17 protein-coding genes are annotated in these 16,425 nt (G+C 64.8%); 8 read left to right on the top strand and 9 right to left on the bottom strand.

The window, feature by feature from the left end; genetic code table 11:
- The first annotated feature begins 53 nt into the window (after positions 1-53).
- Positions 54-1,019, top strand: coding sequence for a 2,3,4,5-tetrahydropyridine-2,6-dicarboxylate N-succinyltransferase (gene dapD, locus KBX07_RS00380; protein WP_005290811.1), 966 nt, complete (start codon positions 54-56; stop codon positions 1,017-1,019).
- A 67-nt stretch (positions 1,020-1,086) separates the two neighbouring features.
- Positions 1,087-2,199 carry an HNH endonuclease signature motif containing protein gene (locus KBX07_RS00375; protein WP_255997017.1) on the top strand — a complete coding sequence of 371 codons (1,113 nt, stop codon included), beginning with the start codon at positions 1,087-1,089 and terminating at the stop codon, positions 2,197-2,199.
- A gap of 48 nt (positions 2,200-2,247) precedes the next feature.
- Here KBX07_RS00375 and KBX07_RS00370 read toward each other — a convergent pair whose 3' ends face one another.
- From KBX07_RS00370 to typA, 7 genes are all read right to left on the bottom strand, one after another.
- Positions 2,248-2,823, bottom strand: coding sequence for a GtrA family protein (locus tag KBX07_RS00370; RefSeq protein WP_156774926.1), 576 nt, complete (start codon positions 2,821-2,823; stop codon positions 2,248-2,250).
- 166 nt (positions 2,824-2,989) lie between these two features.
- Positions 2,990-4,090 carry a succinyldiaminopimelate transaminase gene (dapC, locus tag KBX07_RS00365; protein WP_256022545.1) on the bottom strand — a complete coding sequence of 367 codons (1,101 nt, stop codon included), beginning with the start codon at positions 4,088-4,090 and terminating at the stop codon, positions 2,990-2,992.
- Complete coding sequence (gene fdxA, locus KBX07_RS00360; RefSeq protein ID WP_256022542.1) at positions 4,091-4,414, bottom strand: ferredoxin; 324 nt, start codon at positions 4,412-4,414, stop codon at positions 4,091-4,093.
- A 39-nt stretch (positions 4,415-4,453) separates the two neighbouring features.
- Entirely contained in the window at positions 4,454-4,840 is a 387-nt protein-coding gene (locus tag KBX07_RS00355) for a hypothetical protein (protein WP_256022541.1), read from the bottom strand.
- Complete coding sequence (mshB, locus tag KBX07_RS00350; protein WP_005290826.1) at positions 4,837-5,778, bottom strand: N-acetyl-1-D-myo-inositol-2-amino-2-deoxy-alpha-D-glucopyranoside deacetylase; 942 nt, start codon at positions 5,776-5,778, stop codon at positions 4,837-4,839. The genes KBX07_RS00355 and mshB overlap by 4 nt, the downstream gene beginning before the upstream one ends.
- Positions 5,750-7,447 carry an ABC transporter family substrate-binding protein gene (locus KBX07_RS00345; protein WP_256022539.1) on the bottom strand — a complete coding sequence of 566 codons (1,698 nt, stop codon included), beginning with the start codon at positions 7,445-7,447 and terminating at the stop codon, positions 5,750-5,752. The genes mshB and KBX07_RS00345 overlap by 29 nt, the downstream gene beginning before the upstream one ends.
- Before the next feature lie 11 nt (positions 7,448-7,458).
- A complete protein-coding gene (gene typA / locus KBX07_RS00340; RefSeq protein WP_005290834.1) occupies positions 7,459-9,375 on the bottom strand; it encodes a translational GTPase TypA in 1,917 nt (638 codons plus the stop codon).
- A gap of 306 nt (positions 9,376-9,681) precedes the next feature.
- Between typA and KBX07_RS00335 the strand changes: the two genes are divergently transcribed.
- Together KBX07_RS00335 and KBX07_RS00330 are read left to right on the top strand one after the other, a co-directional pair.
- Positions 9,682-10,422 (top strand): hypothetical protein, encoded by a 741-nt coding sequence (locus tag KBX07_RS00335; RefSeq protein ID WP_232210301.1) that lies wholly within the window; start codon positions 9,682-9,684, stop codon positions 10,420-10,422.
- Positions 10,423-10,450: 28 nt separating this feature from the next.
- Complete coding sequence (locus tag KBX07_RS00330; RefSeq protein WP_005290838.1) at positions 10,451-11,029, top strand: DUF402 domain-containing protein; 579 nt, start codon at positions 10,451-10,453, stop codon at positions 11,027-11,029.
- On the opposite strand, the gene KBX07_RS00325 is transcribed toward KBX07_RS00330, so the two are convergent.
- Complete coding sequence (locus KBX07_RS00325) at positions 11,026-11,358, bottom strand: DUF2218 domain-containing protein (protein WP_040423787.1); 333 nt, start codon at positions 11,356-11,358, stop codon at positions 11,026-11,028. The two genes, KBX07_RS00330 and KBX07_RS00325, sit on opposite strands and share 4 nt — an antisense overlap.
- Positions 11,359-11,416: 58 nt before the next feature.
- On the opposite strand from KBX07_RS00325, the gene KBX07_RS00320 reads away from it, so the two are divergent.
- The 3 genes from KBX07_RS00320 (at position 11,417) to KBX07_RS00310 (ending at position 15,612) form a co-directional block, all read left to right on the top strand.
- On the top strand, positions 11,417-12,346 hold the full coding sequence (locus KBX07_RS00320; RefSeq protein ID WP_005290844.1) for a DUF808 domain-containing protein: 930 nt from the start codon (positions 11,417-11,419) through the stop codon (positions 12,344-12,346).
- 61 nt (positions 12,347-12,407) lie between these two features.
- Positions 12,408-14,132, top strand: a complete 1,725-nt coding sequence (locus KBX07_RS00315; RefSeq protein WP_005290847.1) for a hypothetical protein — start codon at positions 12,408-12,410, stop codon at positions 14,130-14,132.
- Between the two features lie 133 nt (positions 14,133-14,265).
- Positions 14,266-15,612, top strand: coding sequence for a DUF4185 domain-containing protein (locus KBX07_RS00310; protein ID WP_370687261.1), 1,347 nt, complete (start codon positions 14,266-14,268; stop codon positions 15,610-15,612).
- On the opposite strand, the gene KBX07_RS00305 is transcribed toward KBX07_RS00310, so the two are convergent.
- Positions 15,609-15,923 carry a DUF4298 domain-containing protein gene (locus KBX07_RS00305; RefSeq protein ID WP_256022537.1) on the bottom strand — a complete coding sequence of 105 codons (315 nt, stop codon included), beginning with the start codon at positions 15,921-15,923 and terminating at the stop codon, positions 15,609-15,611. The two genes, KBX07_RS00310 and KBX07_RS00305, sit on opposite strands and share 4 nt — an antisense overlap.
- 58 nt (positions 15,924-15,981) lie before the next feature.
- On the opposite strand from KBX07_RS00305, the gene KBX07_RS00300 reads away from it, so the two are divergent.
- Positions 15,982-16,401 (top strand): cupin domain-containing protein, encoded by a 420-nt coding sequence (locus KBX07_RS00300; protein WP_256004490.1) that lies wholly within the window; start codon positions 15,982-15,984, stop codon positions 16,399-16,401.
- The last annotated feature ends 24 nt before the right edge of the window (positions 16,402-16,425 follow it).

Raw genomic sequence — 16,425 nt, 5'->3', positions numbered from 1 at the left:
ACGAGTCCCCCGTAGACACGTCGCATCACTGAGCAGAAAGAGCTGATACAGAGATGACCACCGCAATTGCTAAGGGCCTGGCCACCGTCACCCACGACGGAACCGTTCTGGATGTCTGGTACCCGGCCCCGAAGATTGGGGAGTCCGTCACCGAAGCCGGCACCACGCGCCTCGAAGAGACCCCGCAGCAGTTCGAAGACCTGGCCGGGCCGGATGAGGATCGTGGGGTGGCGCGTGTGGCAGTGGAGACGCGGATTGCGTCGATAAGCGATGCCCCCGCAGATGCGTACGACGCGTACCTGCGCCTCCACCTGCTGTCCCACCGCCTAGTCAAGCCGCACGAGGCTAACCTCGACGGGCTGTTTGGTCTGCTGGCCAACGTCGTGTGGACCAACTACGGTCCTTGCGAGGTGTCTGACTTCCAGGTCGTACGCGGTCGCCTGGCAGCCAGGGGCCCGGTCGTTGTCTACTCGGTAGACAAGTTCCCCCGCATGGTCGATTACGTTGTGCCGTCCGGCGTGCGCATCGGCGACGCCGACCGCATCCGCCTCGGTGCCCACCTGGCCGAAGGCACGACCGTCATGCACGAAGGCTTCGTGAACTTCAACGCCGGCACCCTCGGCGCCTCCATGGTCGAGGGCCGCATTTCCGCTGGCGTGGTCGTCGGCGACGGCACCGACATCGGCGGCGGCGCCTCCATCATGGGCACCCTGTCCGGCGGCGGCAAGGAAACCATCAAGATCGGCGAAGGCTGCCTGCTCGGCGCCAACGCCGGCATCGGCATCTCGCTCGGCGACAACTGCACCGTTGAGGCCGGCCTGTACGTCACCGCCGGCACCAAGGTCGTCATCACCGATAACATCGCCGCCGACCTGGGCCGCTCCGCCGGCGACGAAGTCAAGGCCGTCGAGCTGTCCGGCCACAACAACATCCTGTTCCGCCGCAACTCCCTGACCGGCGCCGTCGAGGCTTCCCGCGCACACGCCGTCGAGCTCAACGAAGAGCTGCACAAGAACTAACCCCTGTTGCACACTGCAGTGTGCACGCTCTTGCCCCGCCTTGTGCGGGGCTTTTAGCGTGTGAGGCATGGAAACTTTCGATGACCTTGTCAGCGCGTTCAGCGCCCCAAGGTTGGGGGCGTTGAAAGATTTCAACAAACAGCAAGCACTCAGCGCCGGCGTGGAGCCGTCGGTGGTGAACAACTGGAAACTTGTCCATGATGCCTACTTCGGCGATGGCTTATCTGCAGCCAAGCGCGAGAAAGCCTCGAAGAAAGCGATGCGCTTGGGCCTCTCCGTGGGCATGCTCGCAAAAATCGAGCGCTCCATCGCGCACATCAAGCATGCGACACGCCGCCACACCATGCGCCTGAAGCTTCTCGACGCCGCCAGCCGCACCACCCGCACCTTCAAAGCCTTGGGAGCACTGATCAAGAAGATCGTCCCGCCGAAAAACCCACCCGCGCGCCAGGAGCGCGCCACCATCAGTGAAGGCGACGACGACATGGCCACCCTGACCCTGACGACCGGTAAACGCTTCCTCGCCGACCTCAAGCACGTTCTTACGGCCGGCATGGGTGCCGACGTTTCTCCAGGGGCGCACATGGCGCGCAAGCTCATTGCCTTATTGCGTGGCGACGGCAGCGTCCCCGAAGCCTCACCCCGCCCCATGCTCCTTGTTCCCCTGCCGGAATGGACGCGTATTGTGCGCGGCGACGGCGACGATGTCATCCTCGGCTTGACCGACGGCACCACCATGACCGGCAAGGAATTCATGGACCGGTTCATCGCCACCGGCGACAACGAGCTGGAAGCCGCAGTGTTCCACCCCACCGAAGGCGCCGTGAATCTGTACCGCACTGAGCGTCTGGCCAACGCCAAGCAACGCGACCTGGCCAAGGCAGTCCAGCCGATGTGCGCCCACCCGGACTGCCACCATGCTGCCGACTTCTGCCAGGTCCATCACGCGGAAGCATGGGCGCGCGGCGGGGAGACTAACATCGCCAACCTGGTTCCGCTGTGCCGCTACCACAACCGTATTAACGACGACGCCCCAGACGTGCACCGCTCCCGAGGCCACATTGCAATCCGCGACGGCCGGCCAGTATGGGTCTCCCCGTACGGCACCGTGCGCACCAACCAGCGGCATAGGTTCGGCGCCATGGACGCTCTCTTCGGTCCTGCAGTTGCCGCCGCTTAGACTGCGGGAACTCGAAGGGCGGCGAGCTCGAGGGGCGGCGAAGCCGGTCTAGACGACAGCGAGGGGGCTTTTCGGTTTCCCGAACGTCCAGAGTTTATTGATGACGAAGTTGACCGGCATCGCCACCAGGGTCGAAATCGCGGCGGACCAGTAGAATTTTGTGCGGAAGCCGGTGGAGTTGTCGAAGATGTCGTCGGAAAGCGCGATGGGCGATGTCGGATTCATCAGCAACGTCGCCACGGTCTGACTTACGAGGAATGCGACAATGCCCGTGGTCATGAACGGGAAATAGCCGCGCAACCACGACTTCTTCGGCACATTGCGGAACGTCCACGACCGGTTGAGCTGGTAGTTCCACGTGTTTGCCACCACAAACGCAATGGTCATGATGACGTGGTACCAGCGGACGTTCCACCGCGTGCCGAACAAGTTCATGAAGACTTCGTTCTCGTGGATATCCCACCCGAGCTCGAGCGCCTTCTTGACTACATAAACCACCGCAAGGTTGACGAAGACCCCTGACCCGCCGACAATCCCGAATTTGATGAATTCTCGTGCGCCGTTAGCGAAGCGGACAGCGGTACTCCCGCCGCCCTCAGCTGGCCGTGGTTCGGCCGGTGTCACAGTGTCCGTCAATGAGCGTCCTTAGTCCTCAGTGGCGCCCGAATCGACGCGCAACTTCCCGGCAACATTACTCTGGTAGCGCGCGAACTCTGGGATTGTCGTGGCGTTATCTTGCTCACGAACCGGTCGAACCGCCCGTGGACGCGGCTGCGACGAACCAGAAGCGCTACTGCGCTAGGCGGGCGACTGCGGCATCGATGCGCTCGTCCGTCGCGGTCAGCGCAATGCGGACGTGCTGAGCGCCGGCAGGGCCGTAAAAATCGCCCGGTGCGGCGAGGATGCCGCGCTCGGCGAGCCAGTCGAGCGCCTCGCGGGAGTTCATGCCTTCGCGGCGCACCCAGAGGTAGAGGCCAGCGTCGGATGCATCGACCGTGAACCCAGCGCCGGGCAAAGCCTTCAGCAACTCGACGCGGCGGGTGGCGTACACCGACCGTTGCAGCTCCTCATGGAGGTCGCTACTCAGTGCTGCGGTCATTGCGTGCTGGATCGGGCCAGGCACGATCAGGCCGGCGTGTTTGCGCACCTCCAGCAGTTCTTGGACCAGGTTCTCGTCGCCGGAGATCATGCCGGTGCGGTAGGAGGCGAGATTCGAGGTCTTCGACAGCGAGTGCAGCGCGAGCAGCCCGGTGTTGTCCCCGTCAGTCACGGACGGGTGCAGGATGGACACTGGGTCGGTGGTCCAGCCGAGGTAGAGGTAGCACTCGTCGGAGGCCACGATCGCGCCGGTGTCGCGGGCAAACTCAACCCACGCTCGCAGCTGCTCCACCGATGCCAGGGCGCCGGTCGGGTTCGAGGGCGAGTTGATGAACACCAGGGCGGCGTCGCGGGGGGCGTCGGCGGGATCGTCGCAACGCACGATGTTGCACCCTGCGATGAGTGCCCCGACTTCGTAGGTGGGGTACGCCACTTCTGGGATGACCACGGTCTCGCCGCGCAGCCCGAGCAGCGTCGGCAGCCACGCGACGGCCTCTTTCAGGCCGATCGTCGGCAGAACCGATTTCTCGTTCAGCCCCGCGATGCCGAAGCGGCGCTCCAGAGCCGACACGATCGCCTCGCGCAGCTCCGGGGTGCCCATGGTCTGCGGGTATCCGGGCGCGGCAGCATTCTCTGCGAGGGCGAGCTGGATCGTCGGGGGCACCGGATCCACGGGCCCGCCCACGGACAGGTCAATCAAACCGTCCGGGTGGGAGGCCGCCTTCTTCTTGACGTCGAGGATCGTGTCCCACGGGAAGTCAGGCAGGGTCGAGGAGAGCGGGCTGCGCGACATTTAGGACTCCTGCATTGGCGGCAGCGCGGCCACGAATGGGTGGTCGAAGTCGTACTTGCCGGCGGCAGCCGCTCCGCCCGGGGAGCCGAGCTCGTCGAAAAATGCGACGTTGACGTCGTAGTAGTGGTTCCACTCCTCGGGCAGGTCGTCTTCGTAGAAGATGGCTTCGACCGGGCAGGCGGGCTCGCAGGCGCCGCAGTCCACGCACTCGTCGGGGTGGATGTAGAGCATGCGTTTGCCCTCGTAGATGCAGTCGACGGGGCATTCTTCGACGCATGCGCGGTCGAGCAGATCAACGCACGGTTCGGCGATGATGTAGGTCATTGTTGCTCCTCTGGGTTTTCCTGTTGCCCGTCAAGTATGTCACTTGCGCCGTAGGAGGGGCCAAACCCCTCCGAGGCAACCGGCGATTAACAGCGCGAGTGCGCGAATGGAATTGTTGTTCAGGATATCGCTGGTGACGTCGACGCCGAAATAGAGCATTGCAAAGCAGGCGGCCCACACGAGGGTCGGCACGAGCACGCGCACGCTTTTCGACGTCCACAACCGCCCCGTCCGCGTCACCACCCCCTGAAAGAGGAACGCGGTAGCGATAGACGGGATCCCCCACGCGGCGTTGATGGAGGTGACTTGCAGCAACACGGCGATCATGGCACCGATGCTGAGCCACGCGATGGCCCAGCGTGCTTCGGAGGGGCTGAAGTCAGTGCGGACCTGCGGCTCCCGGCGCATGGGTGGCTCGGGCGTCACAGCGCGATGCCACTGAGCAGGTCAGCACCGTGGTCCAGCGGCTGCCCAGCCCCGAGCTGGTAGTGTTCGCGGCGGATGACGGGCTGCGCAATGAGATTGGACAGCGCGTAGGTGGTCACGTCGGCGGAGGGGGCGCGGCCGAAGGCGGCGTGGGGGTTGGTGGTGGAGGTGGAGCCGTCGGCAATCCAGATCTGGGTGGCGTGGGCGCGCATGGCGTCGATCTTGGCGGCGTAGACGGTGTCGTTCATCTCCACCCAGGTGTCGCTAGTATCGACGGCATCGAGCTCGCCCGGCGCAGGACGGGTCCAGCCTGCGGGGACCACATCGGCGATTTCAGCTTCAAGCTCGCTGCGCAGGCGCGCGGCCCAGAGAATGCGCGGTAATCCCCCGATCTGGTCGGCGGCGGCGTGCGTGATCTCGTGGGCGCGGATGTGGTCGGGGTGGCCGTAACCGCCGTTGGGGTCGTATGTGAGCACGAGGTGGGGCCGTTCCCGTTCGAAGACGGCGGCAAGGTCGTCGATCGCGCGCTGCCCCGAGTTCACGAGTGCCCGCGCATTGCGTGACGCCAGCGACCCCGCCATCCCCGAATCCCTGTACTGCCCCGCCCCGCCGAGGAACTCGCCGCGCACGCCGAGGATGTCCAACGCGCGGGCCAGCTCGTGGATGCGGAAGCCGCCCAACTGGTTGGCGCCCCGGCCCTGGTCGTCGACGAGGCCCTGGTAGGTCTCGCCGATGACTTCGCCTTCCTCGCCGAGCGTGCAGGTCACAACGAGGACGTCGGCCCCGCGGCGAGACAGGTCAGCGAGGGCGCCGCCGGTGGAGATGGATTCATCGTCCGGGTGGGCGTGGACGGCGACGACGCGGTACCCAGTGAGGTCTCTACGATCAGCGTGCGCGTTGGGGCGGGGGTTACTCGGGTTCTGTGGTGCGTTGCTCATTGGCAGTTGTGTCCTCTTTCCATGTGTCGGCCCCGGCAAGGCCACGGTCCCATTCTTCCAAGTTCGGCGACGGGCCAATGATGCCTTGCCCCAGGACGATGATCCGGCGCTCGCGCAGTACCGGCACCCACACGGCTTCGATTGCGGTAGCGGCGGTGACCTGTTCGCGGGCTTGTTGGCTGGAGATGTCGCCGGCGAGAATTGCCTCGGCTAGTCGGTCCGTGTCCGGGGTGCATAATCCGCTCAGGTTGCCGGAGGCGTAGCGGTCAGCGCCCGCACCGCCTGCGTCGTTGCCGTTGGCCCCATCGCCGCCACTGTCCTGGGCGCCGCTGTCCCCGGCTTCCGTTGCGGCGGTGTAGGGGCATTGGACCTTGCTGGCCCACGCAGTCGAGCTGTTGGTGAACGACCAGCTCATCACCGCATCGATCTCACCGGCAGGCAGTCGCTCCGCAATATCGGTCATGTCGGCGGCGACGGTCTCCGCGGAGATCCCTTCGCCGTTGAGGATGTCCACGAGCGCTCTGGTGGCCGGCATCGACTCGTCATCGCGCGGGTCGGCGGCGATGCGCAACGGCCTGTGCTTATCGACGGCCGCGCGCAACTCTCCCGCTTCTCGACCCAACGCCGGAGTCGCTTCGGCGGCATCGACGTCGCGGGAGCGGGAGGAGGCGATGCGGGCGATGAGGGGGACGTCGATAAGCGAGCGCAGCTCCTCGCGTGCCGCAAGGTCATTGAGAACGGGCGAATCGACGCTCATGACCAGGCCTAGTTCTCGTGGTCCGCGCTCCGTGCGGACTTGGGTTCCGGGGATGAGGGAGTACGCGTCGGCCGATGTCTCCCCCGGCACGTGATCGACGAAGGCGAGCTGGCCGGCGCGCAGACGGTCGGCGACCTGCTCGGTGGAGCGCACCGAATTCAGCGTCAGAATGTCAATGCTCGCTGGGCTTTGCCCCCAGAACCTGTCATTGCGGTTCAGCGTGATGATGCCACTGCCGCGGTCGACTTGGTCGACCATGTAGCGGCCGGCCGAAGCTGGGATCGAGTCTGCGAGCGCCGCTGCGAAATCGGCTGCGGTCGAATCGAACAGGTGTGACGGCAGCAGGTTGCGGAACATTCCCTGCCAATCGCCGACCGGCTCGTCAAAAACGACGTCGACGATCTTGCCGCCTCCGCCCGAGACCCGCACGTCGCTCACGGCACGGTACGGGGCCGGGTCGACCGTGCCCGGCGTGGAGGTCATGCCGCGCCACAGGTAGGCGAAGTCGGCGCCGGTGATGGGGCTGCCGTCGGACCATTGGGCGGCGGGGCTGATCTCGTAGCGCACGGTCATTGCTGCGTCCTCGTCACCCTCGCCGTCGGGCAGCTCGCTTGCGCTGACGAGCAGATCAGTGTTCATCTTCCCGTCTAAGAACGCGCTGGGCAGGGTGAGCTCAGCAATATCCTGCACCGTCGAATTCTCATCGGCGATGAGGTGCGGGTTGAGCCCGTTGCGCAGCGGCTGCACCCCGACCTGGACTTGTGACCGCGTCGGGCCGGGCTGGACGGTCGTCGTCGCTGTCTCCGTGGTCACCGTCTCTTCGACGATCGGGGGCGGGCCCGGGTTGGCTGCGCACGAGGAGAGCAGGCTTATCGACGCGAGCGTGACCGTCGTCAAGCGAACTGCTTTCATGCGCGCTAATGCTACTTGTTCATCTGCTTGGCACGAGAACGTGCACGGCCGCGCTCGGTGGAATTGAGGATCACCTTGCGCACGCGCATGACCTCGGGCGTGACCTCGACGCACTCGTCGTCGTCGCAGAACTCGATGGCCTCATCCAGGGAGAGGGTCCTGGCCTTGGCCAGCGTGACCGTTGCGTCTGCGGTGGCAGAACGCATGTTGGTCAGCTTCTTCTCCTTGGTGATGTTGATGTCCATGTCCTCGTCGCGGCTGTTCGCGCCGACGACCATGCCCTCGTAGGTTTCCGCGCCGGGCTCGACGAAGAAATCGCCACGGTCTGCCAGCTGCGTCAACGCGTAGGCGGTGACCTGGCCGGAACGGTCGGCAACGAGCGAGCCAGTCGGGCGGCCCTTGATCTCCCCTGCCCACGGGCGGTGCTCGATGGAGTAGCTGTTGGCAATACCAGCGCCGCGGGTCTCGGTGAGGAACGTCGTGCGGAAGCCAATCAGGCCGCGGGACGGGACGTCGAACTCCATGCGGACCCAGTCACCGGCGCCAGAGTTGCCCATGGCGGTCATCTGGCCCTTGCGGTTGGCCATGAGCTGGGTGACAGCACCCTGGTGCTCGGACGGAGTGTCAATGACCATGTGGTCGTAGGGCTCATAGGTCTTGCCGTCGATCTCCTTGGTGACCACCTGCGGCTTGCCCACGGTCAGCTCGAAGCCTTCGCGGCGCATCGTCTCGATCAGAACGGTCAGGGCCATTTCGCCGCGGCCCTGGACCTCCCACGCGTCGGGGCGGTCGGTCGGCAGCACCTTGATGGAGACGTTACCAATCAGCTCCTGGTCCAGGCGCGCCTTGACCATGCGGGCGGTGAGCTTGTCGCCACCGCCGCGGCCGGCCATCGGGGAGGTGTTCACGCCGATGGTCATGGAGATTGCGGGATCGTCGATTTTGATGCGCTCGCGGGCCTCGACGTGCTCCGGGTCGCACAGGGTGTCGCCGATCATGATCTCGTCGATGCCGGACACCGCGGCGATGTCGCCGGCGACGACCTCGCCCTGGGCCGGAACACGCTCAAGACCTTCGGTGACCAGCAGTTCGGCGATCTTGACGTTCTTGACGTGCTCGTTGCCGTCAGAGTCGTAGTGGACCCAGGCGACGTTGTCGCCTTTCTTCACGCTGCCGCGGTACACGCGGATCAACGCGATACGGCCCAGGAAGGACGAGGAGTCTAGGTTGGTGACCTGCGCCTGGAACGGGGCATCGATGTCGGCGGAGGGTTCGGGGAGGACGTCGTAGATGACGTCGAAAAGCGGCTGCAGGTCGTCGTTGTCCGGCAGGCCGCCGTTACCCGGGTTGTTGAAGGAGGCACGGCCGGCGCGGCCGGAGGCGTAGAGCACCGGCAGCTCGAGCAGGTTCTCTGCGGCTTCAGCCGCATCCGGATCCTCCAATGACGCGCCGAGCTCGAGGAGCAGGTCCTGGGCCTCGTCGACGACTTCGTCGATACGCGCGTCCGGGCGGTCGGTCTTGTTCACGCAGATGATCACGGGTTTTTTCGCCTCGAGCGCTTTGCCCAGGACGAAGCGGGTTTGCGGGAGGGGTCCTTCGGAGGCGTCGATAAGCAGAACAACACCGTCGACCATGGACAGGCCGCGCTCCACCTCGCCGCCGAAGTCCGCGTGGCCCGGCGTGTCAATGACGTTGATAACTAGATCGCGGCCATCCTTGCCCGCGCCTTTGCGGCGGATGGATGTGTTCTTCGCCAGAATGGTGATGCCGCGCTCGGACTCGAGATCGCCGGAGTCCATGACGCGGTCCGCGACCTCGCCGTGGTCACCGAACACGCCGGACTGCTCCAGCATGCCGTTGACGAGGGTGGTCTTGCCGTGGTCAACGTGCGCGACGATAGCGACGTTGCGGAATTCGGGGTGCGACACTGCGGATCTGCTCCTTCTTGCTTTTGCGTGACGACGCCACCGCAACGGCAGCCCCGCTTGAACGGTTAAACCCTACCCGCATACGGTGGGTAACGCGATGTCGGGGCGCAGCCGAACTGAAGACAGAACCCAACAGAGAACTCAACACACGCGGAGCAGGACCCAGGAAACAACACGCAACGCCCGCCCCAATCCCGACATTGGGACGTAAGAATACTATTGATATTTATGTTGCAATTGTTTTCAAAGTAACTAAAGTGTCCTGTGATAATGCGTTACTTTCCCGACGCGAAGGACCCAACTCCCATGAAGCTGAAGAAGCTCCCCGCCCTGCCGGCCCTGCCAGTGCCGTCGCGCCCTGTGAAGGCTGCTGCTGCGGCGACCATGCTCGCCGCCGGGCTCGTGGCCGGTGCGGCCGCTCCCGCCTCCGCGCAGAGCGCTGCCCCGGGACTGCCGGATCTATCGAACGTCACGTCGTCGCAAATTATCGACGATCTCGGCCGCCCCACCCCGCAGGTCCAGCGCGCCGTGACCGATTTTGCTAGCCAGCCGTGGGTGCCGCCGCAGGTGCGCGACGCACTTCTGGCAGCGGTCGGGTTCACCGCCGGGAAGGGGCAGACCGGTGGACCGGCCCTGCCGACGAACGGCCCGGCGTTTCGCCAGGGGTACTGGCCAACGGTGTCGCTGAACTGCATGGGCCCGGGCCTGCACTCCACAGGGTCCGTTATCGCGGTGCCGGGACCGGCGAACTCTCCGCAGCCGGCGCCGAAGGCCGGGGAGAGCACGTTCGTCTTCACCGCCCTGGGCACGGGAGCTGCGGAGAAGCAGCAGGGCCAGATGAATGTGTACTGGGTGAATGTTGGCTCGCTGCGCAGCGGTGTAACGCCTCTGGGCAATAACGGGATTAATCCCACAGGACCGGCAACCTTGTCCGGGGTGGCCTCCACGGGCCCCGGACCCGTTCTGGCAGTGGTCGACGGTGCGGTGAAGACAGGCGGGAAGTCCTGCCGCTTCGCACCGGTGGCCCTGACGGCGACGGTGAAGTAGGACGCCGGATGTAGGAAAGGCGATCGAGATGACTGGCACAGGCCCCCAGGTAACCCCGGGCGCGGCAGATTCTGCCGTGGATCTCCACCCCGTCAAGCAGGAGACCTTCGACACGATGTCGAAGACGAACACGGACCCGAAGGGGTACCTGCGCGACGTGGACACGTTCACGGTGACGGATTTCGGCCTGTACATGGCCCGTGGGGCCAACCACCCGAAGTTCGGTTACCTGGAGAGCTGGTTGCTGCCGGAACTCAACTTGCGCGCCAACATCTTCCACTTCCGCGAGGGCGTGGATGTGGAGCAGGACTTCTACTTCGACATCGCCGCCATTGATCACGAGGGCGAAGTGTGGCGCACACGCGACTTGTACGTCGACCTCGTGGCCATCCAGGGCGAGGCGATCGACGTGCTCGACATCGACGAGCTTGCCGCGGCCACCTCAGCAGGCCTGATCAGCGCCGCGGAAGCGGAGAAGGCGATCGATGCCACGCTCAACGCTGTCGAGGGCATCACCCGACACGACGACGACGCGATGGAATGGCTCCGCGCCCAGGGCATCGAACTGACATGGGCTGAGGAAGTGGAGTTGGCGCCGGTGGGTTAGGCGCTGTCGCGCGAGAAACGTGCGACGGTCTCTCCCCCGCGTAGCCACTCGACGACGACATCGTCTTCGTTCGCGATGTGGATCAAGCGTGTGGCTACCTGACGTTCGGCCTCCTCAACGCCGTCACGGGGACCCTCGACGCTGAACATGAGCACGCCGTCGGTGCCGATGACATCGCACGTGGCGTCCGGGAATTTGAACAAGCCTTTGGAACCGTCGCTGTCCCACGTCGCGTCAATGGTCTGAGCGAAGTGGGCGGCCAGCCGCTTGCCGCACCGCCCTGGGCTGGACAAACGCACCCGGGCTGTCGATGTGACCGTTTCAGACATGCTCACACCATACATAACGGGGTAGGCTCTGCTCGTTCCCTACAGAAAGGCTCAAACAATGGCCGGTGGTTTGCTCGCACTGCTTGACGACGTCGCCCTGATCGCCCGCACCGCCGCATCCAGCATGGATGACGTGGCTGCCATGACGGCGAAAACGTCCGCTAAAGCTGCAGGTGTTGTAATCGACGATGCTGCAGTGACGCCGCAATATGTCACGGGGGTGACGCCGGCGCGCGAGTTGCCGATGATCTGGCGGATCACAAAGGGTTCGCTGCGCAACAAGCTGCTCATCATTCTGCCGATCGCGCTACTGCTCAACGCCGTCGCTCCGTGGGCTTTGGTGCCCATCCTCATGATTGGTGGTTCCTATCTGTGCTTTGAGGGTGCGGAGAAGATCGTCGATAAGCTTCTGCACGACGAGGATGAAGCAGCAGAGCGCGCCGTCAACCGCGATGCTGAAAGCGAAGACTCGCTGGTCCAGCGCGCTGTGACGACAGACCTAATTCTGTCTGCGGAGATCATGATCATCGCGCTCGACGAAGTCGCTGACCAGCCGCTGTGGATGGAATTCCTCGTGCTGGTGGCCGTGGCCATCTTCATCACGATCGCGGTCTACGGTGCGGTGGCGCTGCTGGTGAAAGTCGACGACATCGGTCTGGGCATGGTTGAGCGCGGCAATACGCCAAAGCTGGGCACTGCCCTGGTCAAGGGCATGCCGTACGTGCTCAAGGCGATCGGTGTGGTGGGCACGGTAGCCATGCTGTGGGTCGGCGGACACCTGATCATTCGTGGTTTCGACGAAGTCTTTGGCTGGCACTGGCCGCACGACATTCTCGCCCGCGGTGTGGAAGCAGTCGGCGGCGGCTTCGTCGGCTGGCTTGTGGATACTGCTGGGTCGCTGGTGATGGGTCTCATCGTCGGCTTCGCCGTCCTGGCTGTTGTGGAGCTGGTTCGAAAGATGCTGGGCAAGTCCCACCAAGCTGGATGATCCCTGCCAATCGAACCCAGCCATTCGTTCAGCCGTTGCCTAACGCGTAAAGTTTCGAGTCATGGAACCGACCCCGCGCTACCCCCTTGCGCCGACCGCCTTAGGCGACGGCATGCGCGTGCGCGTGGGCAACGTCATGCACGCCACGGTGCATGAGAGCCTCGGCACGGCTGGCGGTGCTGGGCAGGCAGGCCTCACAACGGTTGAACTGGAACCGCACCCGATCTCCGGCGGGTGGCGCGTGCGCTGGCCGCAGGCGCACGGCAGCGTCATCGGTGAGATCGCCGCCGCAGACCGCGACACGCTGTTCCCTATCGACATCGTGCACGACGCGGGCATGATCCCGACCGCGACCGCCACGCTAGACGTCGCACCAGGCACCGGTGTCTGCGACGTCACGGTCAACCTCGCACCGGCCGAATTTGTCATTCCGGGCAACAACCCGCTCCCCGGTTCGGTAATGCTGCCCGGCAGCTACGACGAAACCGTTTTCGTCGACATCTCCACGGGCGAGTTCAGCGCTTCCGACATCACGGACATGTCCCCCGGCCAGTGGCTCGTGGGGCTGCTGGTGCGCGGGCAAGACATTGTGGTCACATGCGACGGCCGCGTACTCGGCACATTGCCCCACCCCGAGGCCGACCTTTTGCGCTCGCTTATCGACGCCTCCCCCGCCCCCGTCATAGCCCGCGCCTTCGCCAACAACGGACGCATTGGCGTCGATGTCTCCCCTGTTTCTGGGGCGGGCGCAATCCAGCAACTTCCCGAGCTGCCTCTCGAGCCGGAAACCTCCGACGACCCCTGGCAGGTCTACGAATACGCCGACGGCACCCTAGCCATCACCGTCGAGCTCGATGCCGCCATCGACCCGGAGGACCAAGTCATCCCGTTCCCGGGTGCGCGGGAGATCTTCCTGGATTGGGAACCGAAATACCAGCCGCCAGCGCAGGACGAGACCCCGGAAGCAGCCCCGCGGGTGCGGGTGGAGCCAGTCTTCGAGCCGGTACCAGCGCCCGAGCCGGAACCAGAGCCTTTGCTGCCCCCAGAACCGGAGCAGGAGCCGTTGCTGCCACCGGAGCCGGAGCCGTTGCTGCCGCCGGAGCCGGAGCAGGAGCCGTTGCTGCCACCGGAGCCGGAGCCCGTGTTCGAGCCGGAGCCGGAACCAGAGCCGGAGCCCGCGCCGAGGCCAAAGCCCATGCCGGAGCCGGTGTTCGAGCCGGTGTTCAAGACGAAGCCCGAGCCGAAGCCCGAGCCGGAGCCGGTGCTCCCGCCAGAGCAGCCGTCCCCCGCGGAGCCACCAGCGCCGGAACCGCTGTTCCCGGCCGAACCGGCCGAGCGCCCCAAGCCGGAACCGCTGTTCCCGGCCGAACCGGCGGAGCGTCCGAAGCCGGAGCCACTGTTCCCGCCCGAGCCGGCTGCGAAACTGGAGCCGTTGTCCACCGCAGAGCCGAAGGCTCAGCCGGAGCCGCTGTTCCCGGCCGAACCGGAGGCTCGGCCAGCGTCCCGCGCGGGGCGAAGACCACTGTTCCCTGCAGAGCCTTCGTCGGAGCTGCACCGCCGAGCGCAGGCTCATGTGCCTACGCAGTCCTTCCCGGCTCCTATATCGTTCAACCCCGGCCGCAGCAGTACCTCGGCCGACCTCGCCGGCGAGAACACCTACTTGTCCGAGGTGGAAAAGGTGCGGTTGCGGCGTGCTACGCGTTCTCGGCGCGCGGCACAGGGCACGGGCCGGCACAGGCGCCCCGACGATACGTCCAGTGTCGGGCGCCACAGGAAGCCGGAATAAAGCACTCGCCCTTTGCTAGAGTCCAATCCGGTTGCATCACCGCCCCCGGATATCAAAGCGAGCTAGCCCCATGCATACCCCGCGTACCCCGCGTTTCCTTCGTCCCGGTCGTTCCCGTCGTTCCCCGCGCCCCCTGCGTTCAACGTCCTCCGCCGTCCTCGCTGGACTTGCCGCTGTATCCCTGATCAGCCCTGCGGTAGCGGACGCACAGAGCTCGTCTTCTTCCTCGAGCTCGTCGAGTTCGCCGAGTGACTTCAGCTCCGGGCTCTTCGGCACGCCGTTGGAGAAGCCAGCGGCAAAACCCGGAAACAACCCCTGGAGCCGGGTCAGCGAAGGCCTCGACGTCACGATGGTCGGTGACTTGCTGGGCACTCACCAAAACGACATTGGTGCCGGTGCGTTGGATCTGGGAATCATGGCGCCGCTGGGTATCGGGGAGGAATTCGCCATCGTCTTCGGCGACTCGTTCACCGGCCGCGGTTTTGGCCAGGGCGAGTGGCTCAGCCCCATCGGTGCAGTCGCTGAGATGGACGGGAACGGCCGGATCACTTTGAAGCGCCCGCTGAACAGTGGTGATTCTGTAAGACAGCTCATTAACTACCGTCACGACAACAACTTGACGTTGATTCCGTCTGATGTGATCAACATCAACGGGGTCTTGTACATGCAGGGCATGTGGAACGCGGGCCTGGGCAACATCGTGGAGACCCAGATCTGGAAGTCCACTGACAACGGCCGCACGTGGACGTCGGTGGGCACGACAAGCCCGCGCTATATGAGGGGTCTGGGCAACATGATCAGCTGGGAGATGGGGCCGGATGGTTACATCTACGTGGTGTCGTCCGATTTCCGTCGCCAAGACTCGGTGTATTTGTCCCGGTTCCGCGAGCAGGACATTGGCAACCGCGAAAGCTGGGAGATTTACGATCCCGCCACCGGCACGTGGGGTTCGAAGATGGGCAAGCCGATGCTCTCCAAGAACATGAAGGCCGGTGAGATGTCGTTGCGCTACATCGACGGCCACTGGGTGCTCGCAATGTTCAACGCTCATACCCGCTCCATCGAGGTGCGCGTGTCCGAGACCATCGCGCGCAACTGGGACGAGATTGCGCCGGCCCGCCCCGTCGTCGCTGGCGACGGCAATTGGCGCCAGCGCCAGGACGAGAACAACTTCACCCAGCTCTACGGCGGTTACATTGTTCCGGGTTCGACTCTGGACAATATGGACTTGGTTGTCTCGCAGTGGAACACGTCCAACAATGCCCGCTACATGTCCACCCAGTTCAACGTGAAAGGCCTGGACAAGTTCTTCGGCATCGCCCCGTCGAATGCCCCAGCCCAGGTCGACCGCGGTGCGGTGGGCGACCAGACCGTCCTCGACGTCAACGAGTCGGACATCACGCAGGACGCCTTGGACCGCCTGGACAAGGAGCAGGCGATGGAGGAAGCTACCGACGTCACACTCGTACCGCTGAACTAACCCTCGCCGCCAGACTCGCCGCCGTTTTCGTACTCGCGGACAATGCGCGCGGAGACGGCGGCGATCTCTTTCACTGCGTGGTAGAACCGCCCCATCTCGTTCCACACGCCGTCTTCGGACAGGACACCGAACTGCGCGTCGGGGTAGTTCTGCATGTCGCCGCTCCAGCCGGTTTCGTAGTACTCGATCAACGGCGCCAGCTCACCCCAGGCCTCCTCAAGCTGCTCGGGCAGGTTCTCGAGGGTGGCGTTGGTGCGGGTGATGCGGGCTAGTCGAGCGTCGTTAAGCGGGATGCGTTCGGGGAGATCCATGCCCAATGATTCTAGGTAGACTGAAGGTGCCTGATGTTCGCAACACAAAGGAGGAACAATGGCTGATCAAGGACCTAACCCGTACGTCGTTGACATTGAAAAGGCGACGGTGGATAACGAGGCCTTCCGTGACACCCTGTGGACCGGCAAGAACCTCCAGCTGACCGTGATGACTATCCCGCCGGGCGGCGAGATCGGCGCGGAGATCCACGACGACCACGACCAGTTCCTGCGCCTCGAGGCTGGCGAGCTGCGCGCGATGATCGGCGCGTCCGAGACCGACCTCGAGGTCGACCAGGTTGTCGGCGCTGACTGGGCGGCGTTCGTTCCGGCTGGCAAGTGGCACAACTTCACCAACGAGGGCTCGGAGCCCGCGAAGCTGTACTCCATCTACGCGCCGCCGGAGCACGACCACGGCACGCGCCACGAGACGAAGGCTGACGCGGACAACGACCCGCAGGAGACTGACGGCGTTTAAAGCTCGTCCTGCGGAGAGGCCCCG

Origin of the sequence: Corynebacterium sp. CCUG 70398 (assembly GCF_024454055.1) — a bacterium.
GTDB lineage: Bacteria > Actinomycetota > Actinomycetes > Mycobacteriales > Mycobacteriaceae > Corynebacterium > Corynebacterium genitalium.
This window is presented reverse-complemented; position numbering and strand designations above follow the sequence as displayed.

Coding starts and splice junctions, on each gene's coding strand:
- dapD (WP_005290811.1), top strand. CDS start 54: ATGACCACCGCAATTGCTAAGGGCCTGGCCACCGTCACCCACGACGGA.
- KBX07_RS00375 (WP_255997017.1), top strand. CDS start 1,087: ATGGAAACTTTCGATGACCTTGTCAGCGCGTTCAGCGCCCCAAGGTTG.
- dapC (WP_256022545.1), bottom strand. CDS start 4,090: ATGTCGCGCAGCCCGCTCTCCTCGACCCTGCCTGACTTCCCGTGGGAC.
- fdxA (WP_256022542.1), bottom strand. CDS start 4,414: ATGACCTACATCATCGCCGAACCGTGCGTTGATCTGCTCGACCGCGCA.
- mshB (WP_005290826.1), bottom strand. CDS start 5,778: ATGAGCAACGCACCACAGAACCCGAGTAACCCCCGCCCCAACGCGCAC.
- KBX07_RS00345 (WP_256022539.1), bottom strand. CDS start 7,447: ATGAAAGCAGTTCGCTTGACGACGGTCACGCTCGCGTCGATAAGCCTG.
- KBX07_RS00335 (WP_232210301.1), top strand. CDS start 9,682: ATGAAGCTGAAGAAGCTCCCCGCCCTGCCGGCCCTGCCAGTGCCGTCG.
- KBX07_RS00330 (WP_005290838.1), top strand. CDS start 10,451: ATGACTGGCACAGGCCCCCAGGTAACCCCGGGCGCGGCAGATTCTGCC.
- KBX07_RS00325 (WP_040423787.1), bottom strand. CDS start 11,358: ATGTCTGAAACGGTCACATCGACAGCCCGGGTGCGTTTGTCCAGCCCA.
- KBX07_RS00320 (WP_005290844.1), top strand. CDS start 11,417: ATGGCCGGTGGTTTGCTCGCACTGCTTGACGACGTCGCCCTGATCGCC.
- KBX07_RS00315 (WP_005290847.1), top strand. CDS start 12,408: ATGGAACCGACCCCGCGCTACCCCCTTGCGCCGACCGCCTTAGGCGAC.
- KBX07_RS00305 (WP_256022537.1), bottom strand. CDS start 15,923: ATGGATCTCCCCGAACGCATCCCGCTTAACGACGCTCGACTAGCCCGC.
- KBX07_RS00300 (WP_256004490.1), top strand. CDS start 15,982: ATGGCTGATCAAGGACCTAACCCGTACGTCGTTGACATTGAAAAGGCG.